Source organism: Streptomyces sp. MZ04 (assembly GCF_004684775.1).
GTDB lineage: Bacteria > Actinomycetota > Actinomycetes > Streptomycetales > Streptomycetaceae > Streptomyces.
Window position 1 is genome coordinate 1 of the sequence record NZ_SRIC01000165.1, and the last position, 18,572, is coordinate 18,572.

21 protein-coding genes and 2 pseudogenes are annotated in these 18,572 nt (G+C 65.6%); 10 read left to right on the forward strand and 13 right to left on the reverse strand.

All coding sequences use genetic code 11. The features are described from left to right. Positions 1-712: helix-turn-helix domain-containing protein (locus E2651_RS28000; protein WP_135334020.1), on the forward strand; the 712-nt coding region annotated here is incomplete at its 5' end. A gap of 79 nt (positions 713-791) precedes the next feature. Then, the gene (locus E2651_RS28005; protein WP_245239283.1) at positions 792-1,274 is read left to right on the forward strand and encodes a hypothetical protein; all 483 of its coding nucleotides are present in this window, start codon (positions 792-794) and stop codon (positions 1,272-1,274) included. Between the two features lie 21 nt (positions 1,275-1,295). On the opposite strand, the gene E2651_RS28010 is transcribed toward E2651_RS28005, so the two are convergent. Then, positions 1,296-1,598 (reverse strand): hypothetical protein, encoded by a 303-nt coding sequence (locus E2651_RS28010; RefSeq protein WP_135334021.1) that lies wholly within the window; start codon positions 1,596-1,598, stop codon positions 1,296-1,298. A 153-nt stretch (positions 1,599-1,751) separates the two neighbouring features. Here E2651_RS28010 and E2651_RS28015 point away from each other — a divergent pair, with 153 nt between their 5' ends. Next, on the forward strand, positions 1,752-3,032 hold the full coding sequence (locus tag E2651_RS28015) for an NAD(P)/FAD-dependent oxidoreductase (RefSeq protein ID WP_135334022.1): 1,281 nt from the start codon (positions 1,752-1,754) through the stop codon (positions 3,030-3,032). Positions 3,033-3,375: 343 nt separating this feature from the next. On the opposite strand, the gene ltrA is transcribed toward E2651_RS28015, so the two are convergent. Then, positions 3,376-4,794 carry a group II intron reverse transcriptase/maturase gene (gene ltrA / locus E2651_RS28020; RefSeq protein ID WP_135334023.1) on the reverse strand — a complete coding sequence of 473 codons (1,419 nt, stop codon included), beginning with the start codon at positions 4,792-4,794 and terminating at the stop codon, positions 3,376-3,378. A 561-nt stretch (positions 4,795-5,355) separates the two neighbouring features. Between ltrA and E2651_RS45990 the strand changes: the two genes are divergently transcribed. Then, the gene (locus E2651_RS45990) at positions 5,356-5,490 is read left to right on the forward strand and encodes a hypothetical protein (RefSeq protein WP_280922812.1); all 135 of its coding nucleotides are present in this window, start codon (positions 5,356-5,358) and stop codon (positions 5,488-5,490) included. Positions 5,491-5,506: 16 nt separating this feature from the next. Here E2651_RS45990 and E2651_RS28025 read toward each other — a convergent pair whose 3' ends face one another. Together E2651_RS28025 and E2651_RS28030 are read right to left on the reverse strand one after the other, a co-directional pair. Further along, positions 5,507-5,728 carry a hypothetical protein gene (locus E2651_RS28025; protein WP_135334024.1) on the reverse strand — a complete coding sequence of 74 codons (222 nt, stop codon included), beginning with the start codon at positions 5,726-5,728 and terminating at the stop codon, positions 5,507-5,509. A 134-nt stretch (positions 5,729-5,862) separates the two neighbouring features. Continuing rightward, complete coding sequence (locus E2651_RS28030) at positions 5,863-6,381, reverse strand: GNAT family N-acetyltransferase (protein WP_135334025.1); 519 nt, start codon at positions 6,379-6,381, stop codon at positions 5,863-5,865. 61 nt (positions 6,382-6,442) lie between these two features. Here E2651_RS28030 and E2651_RS28035 point away from each other — a divergent pair, with 61 nt between their 5' ends. Then, positions 6,443-6,838 carry a hypothetical protein gene (locus tag E2651_RS28035; RefSeq protein WP_135334026.1) on the forward strand — a complete coding sequence of 132 codons (396 nt, stop codon included), beginning with the start codon at positions 6,443-6,445 and terminating at the stop codon, positions 6,836-6,838. Between the two features lie 132 nt (positions 6,839-6,970). Further along, positions 6,971-7,399, forward strand: coding sequence for a cupin domain-containing protein (locus E2651_RS28040; RefSeq protein WP_135334027.1), 429 nt, complete (start codon positions 6,971-6,973; stop codon positions 7,397-7,399). Positions 7,400-7,402: 3 nt separating this feature from the next. Here the strand turns inward: E2651_RS28040 and E2651_RS46190 are convergent. The 3 genes and pseudogenes from E2651_RS46190 to E2651_RS28055 form a co-directional block, all read right to left on the reverse strand. Further along, positions 7,403-7,531: pseudogene (locus E2651_RS46190) on the reverse strand (IS630 family transposase); the annotation flags it as partial. A 136-nt stretch (positions 7,532-7,667) separates the two neighbouring features. Next, on the reverse strand, positions 7,668-7,886 hold the full coding sequence (locus E2651_RS28050; protein WP_348541674.1) for a DUF397 domain-containing protein: 219 nt from the start codon (positions 7,884-7,886) through the stop codon (positions 7,668-7,670). Next, complete coding sequence (locus tag E2651_RS28055; protein ID WP_135334028.1) at positions 7,886-8,731, reverse strand: helix-turn-helix transcriptional regulator; 846 nt, start codon at positions 8,729-8,731, stop codon at positions 7,886-7,888. Before E2651_RS28055 ends, E2651_RS28050 begins: the two co-directional genes overlap by 1 nt. Positions 8,732-8,951: 220 nt before the next feature. Between E2651_RS28055 and E2651_RS28060 the strand changes: the two genes are divergently transcribed. Further along, complete coding sequence (locus E2651_RS28060; RefSeq protein ID WP_135334029.1) at positions 8,952-9,581, forward strand: ATP-binding protein; 630 nt, start codon at positions 8,952-8,954, stop codon at positions 9,579-9,581. Here the strand turns inward: E2651_RS28060 and E2651_RS28065 are convergent. Next, a complete protein-coding gene (locus tag E2651_RS28065; protein WP_135334030.1) occupies positions 9,554-10,327 on the reverse strand; it encodes an HNH endonuclease in 774 nt (257 codons plus the stop codon). The genes E2651_RS28060 and E2651_RS28065 overlap by 28 nt on opposite strands. A 161-nt stretch (positions 10,328-10,488) precedes the next feature. Between E2651_RS28065 and dcm the strand changes: the two genes are divergently transcribed. Next, positions 10,489-11,598 carry a DNA (cytosine-5-)-methyltransferase gene (gene dcm, locus E2651_RS28070; RefSeq protein WP_135334031.1) on the forward strand — a complete coding sequence of 370 codons (1,110 nt, stop codon included), beginning with the start codon at positions 10,489-10,491 and terminating at the stop codon, positions 11,596-11,598. Positions 11,599-11,963: 365 nt separating this feature from the next. Here dcm and E2651_RS28075 read toward each other — a convergent pair whose 3' ends face one another. The 4 genes from E2651_RS28075 to E2651_RS28090 all read right to left on the reverse strand — a co-directional run bounded on the left by E2651_RS28075 (position 11,964) and on the right by E2651_RS28090 (position 16,135). Beyond that, positions 11,964-12,443, reverse strand: coding sequence for a hypothetical protein (locus tag E2651_RS28075; protein ID WP_135334032.1), 480 nt, complete (start codon positions 12,441-12,443; stop codon positions 11,964-11,966). A 9-nt stretch (positions 12,444-12,452) separates the two neighbouring features. Then, complete coding sequence (locus E2651_RS44745) at positions 12,453-14,543, reverse strand: hypothetical protein (RefSeq protein WP_209446263.1); 2,091 nt, start codon at positions 14,541-14,543, stop codon at positions 12,453-12,455. A 95-nt stretch (positions 14,544-14,638) separates the two neighbouring features. Continuing rightward, positions 14,639-15,112: a very short patch repair endonuclease gene (locus E2651_RS28085; protein ID WP_135334033.1), complete on the reverse strand. Its 474-nt coding sequence runs from the start codon at positions 15,110-15,112 to the stop codon at positions 14,639-14,641. Between the two features lie 21 nt (positions 15,113-15,133). Then, positions 15,134-16,135, reverse strand: coding sequence for a NaeI family type II restriction endonuclease (locus E2651_RS28090; protein WP_245239288.1), 1,002 nt, complete (start codon positions 16,133-16,135; stop codon positions 15,134-15,136). Positions 16,136-16,269: 134 nt separating this feature from the next. Here E2651_RS28090 and E2651_RS28095 point away from each other — a divergent pair, with 134 nt between their 5' ends. Then, a complete protein-coding gene (locus E2651_RS28095) occupies positions 16,270-17,061 on the forward strand; it encodes a hypothetical protein (RefSeq protein WP_135334034.1) in 792 nt (263 codons plus the stop codon). 59 nt (positions 17,062-17,120) lie between these two features. Here the strand turns inward: E2651_RS28095 and E2651_RS28100 are convergent, their stop codons facing one another. Next, complete coding sequence (locus E2651_RS28100) at positions 17,121-18,143, reverse strand: SEC-C domain-containing protein (RefSeq protein WP_135334035.1); 1,023 nt, start codon at positions 18,141-18,143, stop codon at positions 17,121-17,123. Positions 18,144-18,294: 151 nt separating this feature from the next. Here E2651_RS28100 and E2651_RS45530 point away from each other — a divergent pair. Then, a pseudogene (locus tag E2651_RS45530) lies at positions 18,295-18,486 on the forward strand (class E sortase); the annotation flags it as partial. Between the last annotated feature and the right edge of the window lie 86 nt (positions 18,487-18,572).

Genomic DNA, 18,572 nt, shown 5'->3' on the forward strand with positions numbered 1-18,572 from the left:
CCTCCCACCCGCCCTCGCAGCAACGCTCAAGACCGCCACAGAAGCCGGCACCCGCATCGCCTCCATCTGCACCGGCGCCTTCGTCCTCGCGGCAGCCGGCCTCCTGGACGGCCGCAGAGCGACGACGCACTGGCTCTCCACGGACCTCTTCGCCCGCACGTTCCCGACGGTGACGGTCGACCCGGACGTCCTGTACGTGGACGAGGGCGAGGTCCTCACCTCCGCAGGCGAGGCGGCAGGCATCGACCTCTGCCTGCACATGATCCGCCGCGACCACGGAGCGGCGGTGGCGGCGGACGTGGCCCGCCGCACCGTCGTACCCCCGCATCGCGAAGGCGGCCAGGCCCAGTACATCCGCCGCCCGGTGGCGGAACCCCGCACGGCCTCGACGGGCCGCGCCCGCTCCTGGGCCCTGACGCGCCTCGAAGAGCCCCTCACCCTGAACGAGTTGGCGGCACGCGAGTCGATGAGCGTACGCACCTTCAGCCGCCGCTTCCGCGAGGAGACGGGCCTGACGCCGATGCAGTGGCTGACCCAGCGCCGGATCGACAGGGCGAGAGCGCTGCTCGAGGAGACGGACCACACGGTCGACCGCATCGCGGCGGACGCGGGCTTCGGCACGGCGGCGTCGCTGAGACAGCACTTCCAGGCGGGGCTCGGGGTGTCGCCGGGGACGTATCGGATGACGTTCAGGGGATCGCGAAGCGTGTAACGCAGACCTACGCCCCTGCCCTCGATCTGAGTACGCGTACTCTGTCGGCCCCACCGCCCAGCCCGGCAGCCTCGTACCCATGACGGCAAACGCGATGCACATGAGCGCGAGCGCGAGCTCGAGCGAGATACCGCACGGTGCGGCGAAGCTGCTGAGCCCGCTGCCGAAGCGCCCCCTGCTGGAACGCTGGGCGACCCGCGCGGCGGGCACCGGCCTCGCGGCCGCGGCGTACCTGCTCTGCCTCCCCTGGGACCTGCGCAACCGCCCCGAGACGCCGGGCGCGATCAACGAGACGTCACCGGTGTCGGCGCTGGGCATAACGTTCCTGGCCGTCTCGATGCTGACCCTGGCGGCCTACTTCGGCTTCAGGGACCGCCTCGTCTTGGCGCTGCTCCTCGTCGCAGGACCACCGGCGACCCTGATGTACGTCTCCTTCGACAGCCACCCGGAGCCGGACGCGGCGGTGTGGCCGGTGGCGTGGGCGTTCTTCACGCTGGTGATGGGGACGGGGGTCCTGATGGCGGCGGGCTTCGCGCGCCTGTTCAGGGACAGCGAGTCCTGAGCCCCCCGCCCCTAGGGGCATTTAGCCCCGCCGGTCCACAAGCACCCAACTAGCAAGTCCCACACCCCCCGCGACCCCGAAGACCGCGGGCCACGCCCCGACCTTCTTGGCCAGCGGATGCGACGCCGCGAAGGCGGCGACGTACGCGGTACTGAGCACGGCGGCGGTCTTCCCACCCGCACTCTGCCGCCACTGCTGCGCGGCCACGGCCCCCGCGGCGGCGAGCACGACACCACCGAGCGGCCGCTTCTTCGTGAACCTGGCGACGGCGTACCCCCCAACAAGCCCCGTTGCGGCCACTGCTGCTGCCGGTACCTTCGCCATGCCTGCCCTCGCTTCCGTGCTGCTTCCAGCCGATACGTCCTCAATGGATCTGCGGCTGAGGCTAACGCGCCGCCCGGAAAGCCTTGCGGCGAGGGCCCCTGCCCCACATAGGTTTGGTGGAACACCGCACCCGACGAGGGACCGACACCAAAGATGACCGTGCGAAACCCTGCCCGCGTCCGTACCGCCCTGGTCATCGGGGGTGGCATCGCGGGCCCGGTGGCGGCGATGGCGCTGCGCAAGGCGGGCATCGAGGCAACGGTGTACGAGGCGTACGACCCATCCAACGACGCATCCAAAAGACAAGCGGGCCCGAGTACGGGCCTGACGATCGCCCCCAACGGCCAACAGGCCCTGTCCGCGATCGACGCGGCGGACGTGGTGAACACGATCGGCACCCCACTGACCGCAACGACCCTGCACAGCTGGACGGGCAAGGACCTGGCCAGCCTTGACGCACCGACAGACCTCCCGCCAGACCTCCCGCCCACCCGCTTCGTCTGGCGCACGGACCTGCACGAGGCGATGGCCGAGGAGGCGACCCGACGCGAGATCCCCATCCACCGGGGCAAGCGCCTCCTAGACGCCACGGACACGGGAACGGGCATCTCGGCCCGCTTCGCGGACGGCTCACTGGCGAAGGCGGACATCCTGATCGGCGCGGACGGCCTGCGCTCGACGGTCCGCCGCCTGATCGACGCATCGGCCCCGACACCCCACTACGCGGGCACTCTCACCTTCACAGCGAGGACGGAGAAGGCAGCTGCCGAACTCCCTCCCACACCAGGCGTGTTGCACCACTGCCTGGGCAAGCGCGCGTACCTGACGTACCAAACGTTCGAGGACGGCTCGGCGGTCTGGTCCGCGACGCTCCCGCACCGCGAACCGATGACGAAGACGGAAGCCCAATCGGTGGGCTCCGCAACGTGGTTGACCCGCCTGAGGGAGGCCTTCGCCGACGACCGCACCCCGGCGACCGAACTCCTCCGAGCCACACACCCGTCGGCCCTCCTCATCACGGGCCCGACGGAAAACATGCCGTCGGTACCGACGTGGACCCGAGGCCGCATGGCACTGATAGGCGACGCGGCACACGCGACACCCCCCACGTCGGGCCAAGGCGCGTCGCTCGCATCGGAGAGCGCGGTGGAACTGGCCCGCTGCCTAAGGGACTTGCCCCACTCCAAGGCTTTCAGGGCGTACGAGTCCCTGCGCCGCCCCCGAGTGGACCGCATCCTCAAACACGCCACGACAACCCCGACGGCCACCTCGGCAGCGGCCCGCACGGCGTCCCCCAAGCCGGCGGGCCCGCTGACCCGCGCGCTGCGGGACGCGGTGCTGCCGGTGGCGATGAAGGTGGGCGGCGGAGGTTCGATGTGGGGAACGTGGCAGTACGAGCACCGGATCGACTGGGAAGCACGGGTCGACTATTAGAAGGCTCATGAAGATCTCGGGTCCAAGATCTTCATCGGCCTTCTAGCCGCTCGGCGGACTTGTCCGGCCGATCATGTGACGGCAGTGCCAGCCCGTCCCGACGTTGTCAGGGCGGCTTACCGCCCGACTCGGCATCCCCCGAGCCGAACTGCCCCCAGCTTCAGCCGGGTTGCTGCGGCAACCCGGCGGTGAAGGTCTCTCACCTCACTCGATTCCAGTGAGGTCGACCCGGAGCGCGGTACTGGCCTCTCGACCAGCCCGTTTCTCCGGGTCGCCTCCCGAACCCGGCGTGCGCCGCTAAGCGCACCGGGCTCTCCACAAGTCCCGTGAGCCGGTGTTCACTTCATGCCGTGCTCGGCCATGGTGTCGGGATGCGTGTTCCCCGGTAGTAGTAGCGCTTGGCGCTCACCCTTGCCGGATCGAACAGTTCCATCCCGCCCTCGGCGGGCCAGATGCCGTAGCGTCGGCGCAGTACCTTCCAAGGCACGCGCTTGTGCTTGCGCTCCTGCCATCTGATGATCTCCTTCCAGAGGTAGGCCCTCAGATAGCTGAAAGTCGCGTTCGAGCATCCGTACTTGAAGTACGCGGTCCAGCCCCGCAGCATCCGGTTGAGCTGACGCAGCAGGTCTTCGAGCGACAGGTTCATGCTCCGCCGGCAGATCGTCTTCACCTTGGCCATGACGGCCGCCAGGGCCTTCTTGGCCGGATAGACGTAGACGTACCGTTTGCCGGTGCCTCGCTTCTGGTGGCGCTGGATGCACCAGCCGAGGAAGACGAGGCCCTCGTCGATATGGGTGATCAGGGTCTTCTCCGGAGACAGGCGCAGGCCCATCGTGGACAGGACCCTGGCGAGTTCTTCCCGCAGGGCTTCGGCGTGCGCTTTGGTGCCCGAGACGAGCAAGCACCAGTCGTCTGCGTACCGCACGAGGCGGTAGTTGGGCAGACCTTGGCGGCGTCGCTTGGCCCTTCCATACGGGCTGGCTTCGGGGCCGCCCGGCCCTTGGGCGATATGCTCGTCCAGGACCGAGAGAGCCACATTGCTCAGCAACGGGGAAAGAATCGACCCTTGCGGAGTCCCGGCGTTGGTATCCACCAGCGTGCCGTCCTCATCGAGGATGCCCGCCTTCAGGAATGCCTTCACCAGTTCCAAGACGCGTTTGTCTCCGACCCGTTTCCGCACCCGGTCCATGAGAGCGGAGTGCGAGATTTCGTCGAAGCAGGCTTTGATGTCACCCTCGACAATCCACTCATACGAGCGGGATGCGAAATGGTGCACCTCGGCCACCGCGTCGTGAGCCCGGCGGTTCGGACGGAACCCGTAGGAGCACGGGAGGAAATCCGCCTCGAAAATCGGCTCCAACACCAGTTTCAAGGACGCTTGGACAACCCGGTCACGGATGGTCGCGATCCCCAGATAGCGGACCTTGCCGCCAGCCTTGGGAATCGCACGTCGCCGAGCCGGGAGGGGCCGGAAGGTGCGGGCTTTAAGATCTTCCCGCAGTTCCAAAAGGAACCCTTCCAGCCCGCGCACGGACTCAATGTAGTAGGCGGTCTCGCCGTCCACTCCCGCCGTGCGCGCGCCCTTGTTGTTCCGCACCCGGTCCCAGGCCACCAGCAGGAAGCCCGGGTCCGTGGCGAGGTTGTACAGATCATCGAACCTGCGATGAGGGTCATCACTGGCCCAACGATGCAGCTTGGTTTGGATTTCCAGTACCCGGCGTTCCGCCTTGAGTAAGACGTATTCCAGTTCGTCGGTATTCACCAACGGCCTCCCGGCATTCCAGCGTCCTTACTGCCGACTTGCTGGCCCCCTTCGCCATGCACGGACCTCTCGTCCGCTCGGACTACTACGGGGCCTCCGCCCCGTCCCGCGCCTTCAACAGACGACGTATCTATCCCACTGGCCCGGATGGATTCCGGGCCCGGGGAACGACGTGGGACGGTTCCCGTGTTCACGGTGAATCGATCGATCAGTCCGGCGCCCAGCTTTGCCCCGGCAGCATCGCCACGGTTACGCCGCAGGCTTTCACCGTGGCCTCCCCACCGACACGCCAAGTCGGTTACGGAGTCAGTCCGCTCCGCGAACGGACTGTGCACTGCAACCCGGCCCATATCCACCAGATTTGAGCCGGTGCCACGCTTACGGAGCTTTACCACTGGTTCCTCTCGTACGCCCTCTGATCTCGCTCGCCGGACCCGGCCCGTCTGGTAGTTCCGAGCAGTCCCGGCTTTGTCAGCGCTGCTTCCCGCCCTCCCCGGCGCCTCCCGGGTCGGACTGCGCTCAGCTCCCACCAAGCTGCTGCGACAGCCTGGCGAGGAGGTCTTGCACCTCCTTCGATTCACCGCGCCTCACGGCGCACTGGCGCCTCGTGGCGCACCCACCCGATACGACAAGCGCCGCTACGTCTACCTCGGCACCGCCACTGCCGCGGCACTGGTGATCTGGCTCGGCTCGTGAGCGCCATGATTAGCCCTTATCCGTCTTCCGGCAGATGGAAGTAGACGGTGCCCGACCGCCAGGGGCCGTGCTCGGTCATCTCTGACTCGATCACCACGTCCTGGATCTCAACAGGTCCCAACGCCTCAATGGCATCGGCCAGCCGTCGCAAGAGGGCCGGAACACTATCGCAGCCTGGGCCAGCGGGGTTGGCCTGCGAGAAATGGCGCACGGTCCAATGCTTCGGGGTGTCAATCATGGGCAGATCGTAAGACCTGCCGTCACCTGGTCAGCAGGCCGACCGCTGGGGCCAGGCGACTCAGGTCACGAGGCAGTCGAGACCGTGATCGGCCGGACAAGTCCTACTAGCCGCTCGGCACTGCAGAGGAGTGCTTAGCTGCGGCCCAGCAGCGTCGTCACGTACGGCACAAGCCCTTGCCGGGTGTAGAAGCGCACGGCGTCCGTGTTGCCGGCGATGACGTCAAGCTGGAACTCCCGCGCTCCCCGCTTCACGAACTCGGCACGGACCGCCTCGAACAGGCGAGTCCCGACCCCACCGCCCCGCTGGTCGGCCCGTACGGAAAGGCTTTCCAGGACACCGGTCTTCGCTGCTCGGTCCCAGGACCCCGGCCGCTGTTCCTGAACGCGGGCCATGGCATAGCCGACGATTTCGTGATCGGCATCGGCATCGGCATCGGCTTCGGCGGCAAGCAGGAAGGCATCCGGGGAAGCAAGCCATGTCTCGTACTTGGCCCGGCGATTGATCCACGATGCCTCGGGGGACAGCGAGGGCGAGAGCGCTTCCAGATGCCCGGCGACGGCCAGATGGTGGCTGTGCAGCGCTTTCCACAGGGGTTCGAGATCGTCAAGACGGTCAGCAGATATGTGCCTGATCAAGAAGGGCTGGTCCATCCGGACACCGTACGAGACCAAACACCCTTCCGTCGGCGCGCCGTTGATCGGACTGACTGAAATGAAGAAGCTCAAGGCAATAGGCGTGTCGCTCTTCACCCCCGCGGTGGTGATGACCGGTTCGGGTTTCGCGCATACCTCGTCGGGCTGGGACTACATCGGCCTGAGCGAGTTCAAGCACCGTGACATGGACCTCCACCTCTGGTTCACGAACTACGTCCACTCCGGCGGCGGCAGCTTCATGGCATGCGTCGACCCCACGTCGGGCACGTACACGTACGCCCTGTGGGAGTACGACACGACCGAGTCCCGCAAGGTCGCGTCGAAGAGGAGCAACGGCGGCTGCCTGACCTTCAAGAACATCGGCGACTACGTGGACGGCTCGAACAACAAGGCAGAGTTCATGCTCTCGACGGCGAACCCCGAGGGCGGGGACGGGGTCACGTACTGGGACTAGTGCCGCATAAGAGAACCTTTGCCCCCGTGGCAGTGATATGGCCCTCCGGAATGCGCTGCTTGAGCTTATTCACCTCTGTTTGCGCCTCTTTACGCCCTGTCGCCGAACTGGCCGATCCGGTTAAGTATCGGGATGGACAAGGGGTGTGTGGTCGTACGTGGTGGGAGTTACGACGGGAGCCAAGTCGGCACTTTCGCGGCTGGGATCTCAGCACAGTCCGCGGGAGCGGAGAGACTGTGCCTGCACCGACTGAGGCTGCCGCCGATGACACGAGGGCGCCCGCATGTGCATTCCGGGCATGAGTCAGCGATCTTCATCGCGTCGGGTGAGGTGGAGGTGTGGCACGGTCCCGACCTGACGGAGCGGGTGGTGCTGACAGCGGGTGACTACATCTACATCTCCCCGGACACACCGCACCTGCCGGTGAACCGCAGCGACCAGGACATGATCGCTCTCGTCGCCCGTACCGATCCCGACGAGCAGGAGGGAGTGCGGTTGCTCGACATGCCGGAACATCTGCGGGGCAGCGTCGGAACAGTCCCGGTGGCGGCGCCGAGCTGACGCTCAGGCAACGCTCGCCCTGTCGACGACGGCGCGTAGGCGCCGGTCGTCGGCGTGGCGGTTTCGCCAGATAATGTAGCGGCGGATCATGCTGCTCTGTTCTTTGTGGTCGGCGTGGTCGGTTCCGTCGAGGCATCGGCGCAGCCGACGCGTAGCGCAGCGGAGCGCCCTTGATACCCGGCCCGGAACCGCCAGCCTCGTAACAGCGGGCGGCCCCGGCAACCAACGCAACGCCGGTCGACCGAAGGTCCACCCAGGCCAAGTTGCCTCAGCCAGACGAGACTTGCCGCAGAGAGGCAATGAATCCGGCCCAGGCGTCTGCCCGAACCGCAACGAGCGCGGAGTCTTTCCGCTTCGAATCCCGTATCAGCACATCGTCACGGGCGACTGCTATCTCCACGCACTCGGTCGTGTTGGCGCCGCTGTACGACGACTTGAACCAGGCGATATCAGGCACGAACTGGGGATCACGAGAATCATCAAGCACTACATCTCCCTGCGGACGCGTTGGATCAGAGCAGAGGAAGTCTCCATGTCCAACGCTTGTGCGCGCAGGTAGTCGAACGCAAGTCGGTACCGCTCCAGTTCCTCGTCCTTCTCCAGGAAGAGCGAGCCGGTGTGGTAGTCGACGTACACGACGTCGAGGGACTGCTCGACGCTGCCGATGATGACGAAGCTTCCGAGGGCGGCGCCGTGCGCTCCCTGTGAGAACGGCAGTATCTGGAGCGTGATGTGGGGTAGCTCGGTCACTTCCAGCAGCCGGCCGAGCTGCTCCTTCATGATCTCGGGTGAGCCGACGACGCGACGGATCACGGACTCGTCGAGGATTGCCCAGAGCCGAGGCGGCTTGGCGCGGGTGAGGATCTCCTGCCGCTTCATGCGGATGTCCACAAGCCGTTCGATCTCCGCGGGAGCAAGGCGCACCTCATTGGCCTGCTGCAACGCCGTGCTGTAGTTACGGGTCTGCAGAAGCCCCGGTACGTAGACGCAGGCGAAGTGGTCCTCATGGACGGCTTCGTCCTCCAGCGTGAGCAGGATGTTCATGCTCTCCGGGATCGAGCCGGAGATAGAGCTCCACCAGCCCTGCTGCTTGGCCCCCTTGGCCAGACCGACAACAGCCTTACGCTCAACCTCGGTTGCGCCGTACTCACGGCAAAGCGCGTCAACTACAAGCCACTTGACGGGCCCGGCTTGCGTCTCGTACCGGCTCACGGTCGCCCTGGAAACGCCGACCAGACTCCCCGCTTCTTCGAGGGTCAGCCCCTTGCGAGCGCGCAGCTTGCGCATCATCGCCCCCAGCTGGCGTCGGCGCGTAGTAGTCCGTACGGACATCAGGCCACCCTCCCTGCGCGTGCCGGGCGTATGCCCAGGTGATCCCAATCAGGCTATGCAGCAAGGAAGTTGGCGGACCACCAGATTCACTCGATGGATTCTCGTGAGAATTCACATAGTGAGAGCTCTCCGTGTCATGCTCGCTTGCAGTTGGCTACGCAGTGCAGCCGTGTGGATACGGCGGGCGCAGCACGTGCGTGGCATGGGAGGGAGTCTCACCATGACTGGCTACGAGTCCACCGGCCCCCGGCTCCGCTGCGTACTGCCCTTCGAAGCGCAACCGTCTGAGGTGCGTTTGCTACGGAAAGCCGTCTCCGAGCAGATCGCCCTGTGGGGGATCCCAGTCGCCGTCGACGAGGTGGAGCTGGCGGTCACAGAACTGGCGACGAACGTGATCAAGCATGTCGGCGAGGGGGCGGCCGCGACGCTCGTCCTGGCGTCACAGGACGACCGCGTTCGTGTGGAGCTCCACGACAAGAGTCACCGCGTCCCCGCTGCCGGGCGCGGAGGCAGCGACGAAGAGTGTGGCCGTGGACTGAACCTGCTCGCGGCCGTGTGCCTGGACTGGGGCACCCTGCTCACGGCTACCGGTAAGGCCGTGTGGTGCGAGATTTCACTGGAACCTGCGCGTCACTGTGTACGCGTTCAACGCGCGGCTGCCGTGCTGGACGAGTACCAGCGGCTTTCCGGCGCCGGCTCGGCAGCCGTACCGGCCTATGCCGTGCTGGAGACCTCAGTCACCGAGGTCATCGCTGACCTCCTGCACTGGCTCGCGGTCCAGGGCGGTGACCCGGACGACGTGCTCGACAGGGCGCAGACCCGTTACGAGGCGGAGGCTGAGGCGGCGTGATCGGCGTCCGATTCGGGTGCGCGGATTATCGCCCTCAGGTCGTCGGGAGTGCGCCAGGATTCTCCATCGAAGCTCTTGTGGCACATGCGGTGGCAATTGGCGCACAGGAAGGCGAGGTCGTCGAGCCTGGTCTCGGTTGGCCCGGAGATGTGGAGAGGCAGGGTGTGGTGAACCTCGATGTAGCCGTCTCCCAGGGCGCCGTAGAAACGCTTGAAGTCAAAGGAGCAGACTTCGCACTGGACGGCCTGGCCTCGCCTGCGGGCTTGCTGGATCTTGCGGTCGCGGAGCCCGCGGTCGCGCTCCCGGTACAGAGCCCACCGCGCAAGCAGCTGCCCTTCCGGCGCGGTCGTCTCCCCGTCATCGCCGGCTTCGTCTGGCTGGGGCGGTATTCGGTGGAGCTCACCGGATCCGATTCCCAGACGGATCGCATCGGCAGCCGCCAGCATCTCGGCTGGGTGGGCCAGGAAGTCGCGGACGACCGCCTTTGTCGGACGTCCGCCCCTCGTGGCAGCGCCGGGATAGCTGGGATGAGCGGTCGCAACGTCCGTGGTCTTTCGGCTGACGCTGTTGGGGGAGCGGAAGCGGGGATCGCTGGCGGCGTTGTCCCGGTTGGTCGGGAGCGACCGGAGAAGGTCGGACAGTTCGAGCACGCTCTCGTCGCCCTGGCGCAGTTCGTGCCAGTCGTTCTGCGCGACGAGCGCACAGGCCAGCAGCAGCTCGTCCCGGGTCCAGTCGATTCTCGCCATGGGCAATATCGTATGAGTGTTCGGCGTGGCGGAGGGGGCGTTCAACGAACTGAGGGAAGTGCTGCACACTTGGATCCGTCTCGTTGTCAGTGGGGTCTGTCACCCTCTGTGATGGTGGATTGCAAGAAGTGTCCGCCGCTGCACGACTGTAAGGAGGGGGCATGACCCGCACAAACAAACTCAAGTACACCTCGGTGGAGATCTGCGCCGGTGCCGGGGGGCAGGCGGTCGGCCTGCACAACGCGGGCTTCAAGCACGCAGCTCTGGTTGAGATCGACAAGGACGCATGCCAGACCCTGAGGGACAACACCGAGGAGGATTCGGAGTGGTCCTGCAAGGTCATTGAGGCGGATCTGAGGCAGTTCGATTCCGCTGACTTGGGGCTGAAGCCTGGAGAGCTTGATCTTCTGGCTGGTGGCGTGCCATGCCCGCCGTTCTCGGCAGCGGGCAAGCAGCTCGGCCGGGACGACGAGCGCGACCTCTTCCCGAGGATGCTTGAGCTTGTCGATGAGCTTGAGCCCAAGGCCGTGATGATCGAGAACGTACGAGGTCTGCTTGACCCGAAGTTCGCCGAGTACCGGCAAGAGATCATCAAGCGCTTGGAGTCGATGGGGTACGAGGAGTGCTACTGGGAGGTGCTGGAGGCGAAGAGGTACGGAGTGCCGCAGCTGCGTCCCCGAGCCATCCTGGTGGCGATGAAGCCGGAGTACGCCGAGCACTTCCAGCACGCGAAGCCGGATGTGCGCGATGAGGTCTCTGTCGGCGCGGCACTGCACGATTCGATGCGGGCGCGGTACGACGCGGTCGCTGACGATCCCAGGGCTGAGAAGGTATTCAAGGACTGGCACGACAGGGCGGTTGAAGGCGTAGCACCCACGGTCGTTGGCGGTTCAAAGAAGCACGGAGGCGCGGACCTCGGGCCGACGCGGGCCAAGCGGGCCTGGGCAGGCCTCGGTGTGTGCGGACTGGGCGTTGCCAATGAGGTCGACGTAATGCTGAAGAAGAAGACCTGGGAGCGCGACCTTTTTGCCGTCGTGGGTGAGGAGCCAGGCGAGAAGCCGGGCGAGGAGCCGGAAATGATTCTGGGCCCGAAGCTCACTGTGTCTCAGGCCGCGATCATCCAGGGCTTTCCGGAGAGCTGGAAGTTTTCCGGCCTGAAGACAGCTGCGTACCGCCAGGTTGGAAATGCCTTCCCTCCGCCGGTTGCGCAGGCTGTCGGTGAGCAGATCTATGCGGCGTTCGAGTCTGCAGCGAAGGCGCGGAGAGACTAAGGGTGCCTGAGGAGTCTCTTGGGCAGGGCGCTGCTCTTGTGGCATGGCGGAGTAGCGGCTGATGGTGGCGAGGCGTTTCGCGTTCTCCTGGTTGGCAGCCGATCGGCAGTCAACCAGGCTTCGGGGCCCTGGTCGGCGGCTCCTTAAGCAACGCCCAACCCGCAGAGGCTTAGGCGCGCTCCCGCCGGATCAGCGAATTTCGTAACGAGCGCCCCGGTGAGGATGCCACGGCGTTGTAGCTGCCCGGAGACGTGGCGAGCGTGGGCATCCTCGGCGGTCAGCGGGTTCAGGGCTCCCCGGCGAGGCTGTTCCACTCCTCGCAATAGGTCTAGATCCAACCGATCCCCCTTCCCCCTTCCGCCGTCTCACCAACTAGAGAACGGTTCGAGGGCTGCCATTTCTGGGGAAGTGCGATCGAGTGCCACCTTGAAGCTGTGAGCCAGTCCGCTGAGCAGGCGTTCCACGTCGTCGCGCAGGGCGAACTCGACGTCCGGCCTTGGCGTCCAGTCCAGGCGCGAGGTGCACCGCACGGCGACCTGCGTCCCTTGCGGCGAGAACTCAATCAGTCGTTCAATTCCTTGCCCGTAGAAGTCGATCTCCGTGTTCTCGCCCTTCCTCAACGCGGCGACAGCCTCGGGAAGTTGCTCCATCACTGCGGAGAGGTCGTAAGCGACGTCTACCGGCCAGTCACTCTGCCCGAAGCCGTTCACGTGAAATCGGGAGTCAGTCTGCGACAAGAGCCCACAGCAGTCCATGACAAGCGAATCGTAATCTTCGGAAGGTTCAAAACCAGGTGTTAGATTCCACTGGCCGGAAGGTGGCGTTACGTGCATCTGGAAATCCATCAACAAGTCTCACTTTAGAATAGGGAATGCAGTTCTATAGGATCCGTCAGGCTTCATGACAAGTCTTGCATGGGTCGCATCAACAATCTCCCCGCGGGGAGTGATGACCTGCCCCATCCCCTTCGGTATCGGGACATCGACAGCCTTCGCCTCCGGGTTGTGGTGCGCCTTGAGGAAGTCCGCCGCCTTGCCGTTGTCCGCCCACTGTCCTTGGTCCTTTCCAGTACTTCTGGCACGGTCAGTCAAGCTCTTCGTATTCCTTGCACCGGCCCCATGCTGACTAAAGGTGTGCCCGAACGTCGGACGGCTGTTCTCAGACCAATTGAGCTCTTCAGCTGTCTTCTTCGTGGACTTCGAGGGTTTGTTCTTTCCGCCGGACCTTCCCCCGGGGCCAGCATTCGACCCACCACGTCCTCCATTGGCGCCTTGTGCCATGAGGGCGATGCCTGCCGTACCCAGGGCAGCAGCCTGGGCGGCTTCTACGGTGGCGGCTCCCGCGAGGACGCCGCCACCGGCAAGTGCGAGGCCGCCGGGCGGGAACACCATGATCAGGGCTACGAGGGAAAGGATCGTGAGGGCGATGCCCGCATAGAGTTCGAGGTTCTCCAGCGCGGCGAGGAGCATCGCCAGAGAGCCGGTGGCTTCGCCGTCAAGGGGAATGCCACGGTAGTGGCTGATGAGCAGCAGGCTGGTGGTGAGGGTGGTGCCGAGTGCGGTGATGACGCGTAGGCGTAGGACGGCTTGGGGTTCGGCCAGAGGTTGCCTGGCGGTGGTGCGCGAGGCACGCAGCAGGAGTGCGAGCTGGATGAGGACCCAGGCGAGCGCAGCGGTGCCGAACCACATCAGGATGCGGGGGCCGTTGCCGGTGGTGAAGTGCTCTTGTAGGTCCTTGGTTGCGGTGAACGAGCCGATGCCCAGGAAGATCAGGGACGGCAGCATCAACAGGAGTGAGATCAGCAGGAGCGGCCAGCGGCGGCGCCAGGGGTGTGTGGGGCGGGCTGCTTTGAGGTGAGCCCGTATTCGGGTGGCGTCCCAGGCGCTGTCATGGCTGGCAGCGCCCATGCGTCCCGCGGTGTCCACAACCGCCTGGTAGAGGGCCTCGAGCCGCTCGGGGCGGGTGCGTCCGGCGGCGTAGAGGAGGGCTCGGCGTAGGCGGGCGAAGCGGAGCGCGATCAGCGCCGTCCAGGGCACGCACCACATACCGAACCCGGTCAGTGCTGTCATACCCGTGCGACCGGCTCGCTCGGCGTCCAGGAGCACTGCCGGCATGGCCTGTTTGCTGCGCCATAGTTGGCGGTAGTCGACTGCCATGGCGATGACCAGACAGATCAGTGGGACATACCCCACCACGTCATCGGCGGTCTTGAGCAGTGAGTCCGCCCAGTCGGAGGGGTGGTCGTCACGCTGTCCGGAGTAGTTGACCAGCGTGTGGTGGCCTATCGCGTAGGCGATGGGCAGGAGGCCCAGCAGGCGACGCCACCCCAGGCCCCGCAGCAGCAGTCCTGCCCCCAGCGCGCCGACAGCACCCCAGGCGAGGTGGAGGCTGGTGCCCAGACTGGCTTCGGTGAAGCTCATGTCCAGGCTGCCCAACGAGGCAGGCAGCCAGGTGGTCAAGACCGTTGACCAGCCGGGAATGTACGTGGCGCCTCCCAGGCCGAGGCCACCGGAGAGCATCCACCCGCCGCCTGGCAGCGGATTGGCCCGCTGGGCGTCCAGGAGGTGGGAGAGCATCACCTCGAACAGCCCGAGTCCAGCGCCCGTTGCCGCTCCGAGAACTACATAGTCGGCGAGCCCCAGCTGGTAGCGGATCTTGAGGTTCAAGCCGACCAGCAGCAGTGGTGCCAGCTTGGCAAGTTCCTCGACGACCGGCACCACGGTGTAGGCGCCCTCACCCATGGCTTCACGCAGCGGCTGCCCGGCCTGCGAGACAGCGGCGTGCGCGTAGCCGAGCTCGATGAGAGTGGCGACCACTCCGCTGCCGTATGCACCGACCGCGACGGTCAACAGGACCGTCGACAGCCGAAGTGACCGCACCGGAGAGGCCAGCAACGCCAGTTGCAACACCCCATACAAAGCGGCGGCAACCATAACGAACGACACACAAGCCCCCGCTGATCAGGCGTTATTGACAGAACGCACGAGGCTAGAGGGGCTGGTGAGACATGAGCAAGTGCCCCATCGAAGGCGCAGCCCTGCTATTTCCTGGCTGCCCTGAGCCGACTGGCCGCAGCCGCGATCTTGACGGCACAGTCCTCGGCTGGCTCGTGCTCCCAGAACCGGAGCACGGTCCACCCGGCACTCCGGAGTTGCTCATCAGTGTCGCGGTCGCGGGCCACGTTCCGCGCGACTTTGTCTGACCAGTAGCCGGGGTTGGTCTTAGGCGGGACGTAGTGCTCGGGGCAGCCGTGCCAATAGCAGCCATCGATGAACACAGCGAGCTTCGACGGACGGAAGACGATGTCAGCTGTGCGCCGGAGGTCGGGTAGGGGCTTGGCGGCCACCCGGTAGCGCAGCCCTTGTGCGTGGAGCAGGCTACGGATCAGCCGCTCGGGCTTGGTGTCGCGGCTGCGGATGGCTTGCATGTTGCGACGCCGGGCGGCAGAGGAGGCCCAAGAGCCTTCCGGAGGAACCCAAGTCCCGTTTCCTGCTTCTGAATTCTTTTCCTGCATGGCCTCTTCCAGCCGGACAGGTCAGTCCGGGGTGCTCGCTTTCTTCTTTGTCTCAGGGAGAAGCGGAGCCCGCTCCACCGGGTCGTCAAGGCCAGCAGCGACCCAGTAGCGGCCCTCAAGCTGTACGCGAGGCTGACCGTGATGGTGCGGTTTGGCCTCGACAACTCGGATGCTGACGCTCTCACCCTCTTGCGGTACGGGCAGTCCCAGCTGGCCGGCGACTACCTGGTGGTTGGGATAGTCGCCGCAGATGAGGATCCCTTCGTCGCGAAGCTTGTCACGTGACCCCCCGTTGTAGCGCACTCGCTTCATGTAGTCCTTTTGCTGAGCGAGGGTGCGCACCACCGTACGGCTCACCCGGCGTCCTTGAACCCGGCGGAACAGTTCATTGAGCTTTGCTTGTCCCGGACTGCGCCGCGATCCCGATCCGGCGTTCAGGATCGCCTCCTGGGTTGCCTTACCGATGTTCAGCAGCAGGTTTTCCTCCAGCGGCTCTTTGTGCCAGAGCCAGGTGACCAGAGAATGGTTCTCCTTCGTCAGACGAAACTTTCCGTCCCGGTTGCCCTTCTTGGTGACGGTGCCGCTGGTGGTGAGCTTGCCGCGGTCGGCACGCAGAATCCCTGCGCTCCACACTCCCTGATGATCGTCCGCCCAGACCACGAGGCAGAGCTCGTCGAGGGCCTCCGGCGGAATCATCCATCCGTATAGCTTCTGTGAGAACTTGCAGTCGACCTCGATCCCTTCGATCAGGTAGTCAAGGTCGATTCCGCTGGCGAGCCTGAACTCCCGCAGCAGATTGATTTCGACCAGTGTGCCTGCATGGGTCTTTTCGGTCTTGTGCAGGTCGTTCCAGTCGAACCGGCCGGTGTGCTCCCCGTCGAGAAGCTGGTCGATGGTGTCGCGCAGGACACCTGCGAAGCGCTTGCCGTCGGGGTCGAGAGCGAGCAGGCGCTGACGCACGAGCATCAGCTCGGGGTCGTCGTAAACGCCAGGTGCCGGACCGGGGTGTTCGAAGCGGGACACGGGCAGACTCCTGATTCAGAAAGACGACATACGCCTCACTAGTATCACTCATCACGCGAAGAGCCTGTGCGTGGTGGCCCCGCCCAACTAGCGTTCGAGGACGGTGACTTGGTGTCTTCAGCTGGGGTGGATGAGTGTTAGAGACGACGGCCGATGATGTGTTGGAACTGTTCTGCACCTCGGCAAGCACCGCAGAACGGCTTGAAGTCTGGAAACGTGACGCCCGGAGGGAAGCGGTGGTGCCAGTGGTGTTGGCGCACCGGACGCGAGTGCTCTACTGCTCCACTGAGGAGGATGTGCAAGCGGTGTGCCAGCGCACGGAGCATGCCTTGGGGCAGGTGCGGCGGGATGTAGGGGAAAGCCTCGCGCAAATCGTGGACTGGCACCCCGACTTTGCGTTCACGCACACGTTCCATACGTGCGTAGAGCGCATCGGAGCCATTCCCACGTACCAGCAGTTCAGGGAGTTCGCCCTTGACGACGCTGACGGGCAGAAGATGCTCGGTCACCCTTCCAAGGCGTTGATCCGCGGTCTTGTCGATGACGGATGTCCACAGTGGCGTGCCCAGGCGGCGATGCGCTGGCGCATTGGGAATGCCTATTACGGCTTCCTGCGGGAGGCGTACACCCTCGTGCAACTCAGGCAGCGGGGATTAGATCTCCGTGTTCATCCGCTAGCGGATGCGCTGTTCCGTGTGGATGCTTGGGTTGGCCGACGGGCCTTGAGTCTGCGTGTGGGCAACAAGAAGTTCCGGCAAGGGGCGAGCGCTGGGCGGAAGGCGCCTGCTGAGCAGTTACTTGCTGATGTGCTGCCGCCGCTGCAGTTCGACACGATAGAAATCGCAGCAGCTACTGAGTTCGGTGCGGTGCATGTGCCGACGGCGCTGCATCTCGACCGTGCAGCAGCCCGGCTCAAAGGCCTGTGACGGTCTCCCGCTAGCGCGACAGACCCTCCTCCGCGGCGGGGTGAGTCGGTGAGTCCGGGTCAGGTTTGGTCCGTGCCATGGCATTCGCTGTATGTCGTGCCCGACCCACACCAACACCCCTCATCCCCCCGAGGCGGCCACCCCACAGCCCGCCCCCGCGCAGCCAACGTCGTCGCGTACTGCGGCAGCAGCGACACATCCGCCGGCGTAGACCCCTCCGACGCTGCGAACGCCTCGTACGACGGCACCGTCCCGGTCACGATTCCCAGGTTCGGGGTGCCGGACGCGGCCAGTTCCCTCAGCGACGACTCTATGGTCGACAAGTGCGCCTCGTGGGACGGGTATTCGGACTCCAGGGACGGGTACGCCGTCAGGAGTTCTTCCAACTCCGTTGAGGGCCAGTGGAGGATCGCCACCGGGAACGGGCGTGACAGGGCCTCCCTGTAGGAGCCCAACTCCGCCTGGATTCGGGAGATTTCCGCGCGGAGTTCCGCGGGGTCCTGTGAGCCCAGGGACCAGATGCGCTTGGGGTCGTGGAGTTCGTCCAGGGGGACCGGGGCCGTGGAGACCCGGTCGGCCAGAGCGTCCCAGGAGTCGTGCTCCGCGCCCAGGAGGCGGCGTACGCGGTGGCGGCCGAAGAGGAGGGGGCGCTTCTCGTACGACGGGTCGTTGATGTCCGTCTCCGTCAGGAGCCGTTCCACCGCCTCGGTGAATGTCTCCTGCGCCTGGGTCAGTTCGTCGTGGGATTCGAGGGACTCCGCCACGATTACCCACGGGGCCGGGTCCCGGGGGGCCGCCGCCCGGACTCCGTCGATGATCGCCCGTGCCTCCGCCTCGTGACCGTACTCCCAGAGGTTCGAGGCCTTCAGCGCTCGGATCAGGATCGGGGCTGACGCCGGATGCGGGGCCTCCGGGGACAGGAGGCGGTCGTAGAGCGTCGTTGCTCGGTCGCGTTCGCCGGCCAGCTCCAGGTGGGCCGCGGCCTGGAGCAGGAGCTGCTCGGCGTCCTCGGGGTACAGGCCGGCCGTGCGCTCAAGGCGCTCGGCTTCGGCGATGTGGTCGGCAGGCGTGTCGGGGCGCATACGGGACACCGTACTGCCGAGGGGGTGGATTGCAGGAGGGTTGCCGTGGCGATCAGGGGCCGGTCGTAGGCATGGCTCGTAGGCATGGCTTGTTCGATGGGTTGGCCTTATCGTGCGGGCGGCCTTGGGGGTCTCAGGTGAGGAGGGGGACGTGCGGGTTCCTGTCGTGGAGCACGGGAGGCGGAGGCCGGCCCTCACCCGGTTGCTCTGGAGCGGTGCCGAAGTCGCCGTCACTCTCGGTCTCGTACTCCTCCTTCTCGTCGCCCATCAGCTCTGGTGGACCAATCGGCAGGCCCGTGAAGGCGCCGAGCGCAAGGTTCACGCCCTTGAGGAGGAGTGGGGGAAGGACTCTCAGGACTCCCGCGATTCCGTCGTGGAGGAGTCTGCTCCCACCGCAGGCAGCGTGGAGGATGCGCCTGCCCCCGACCC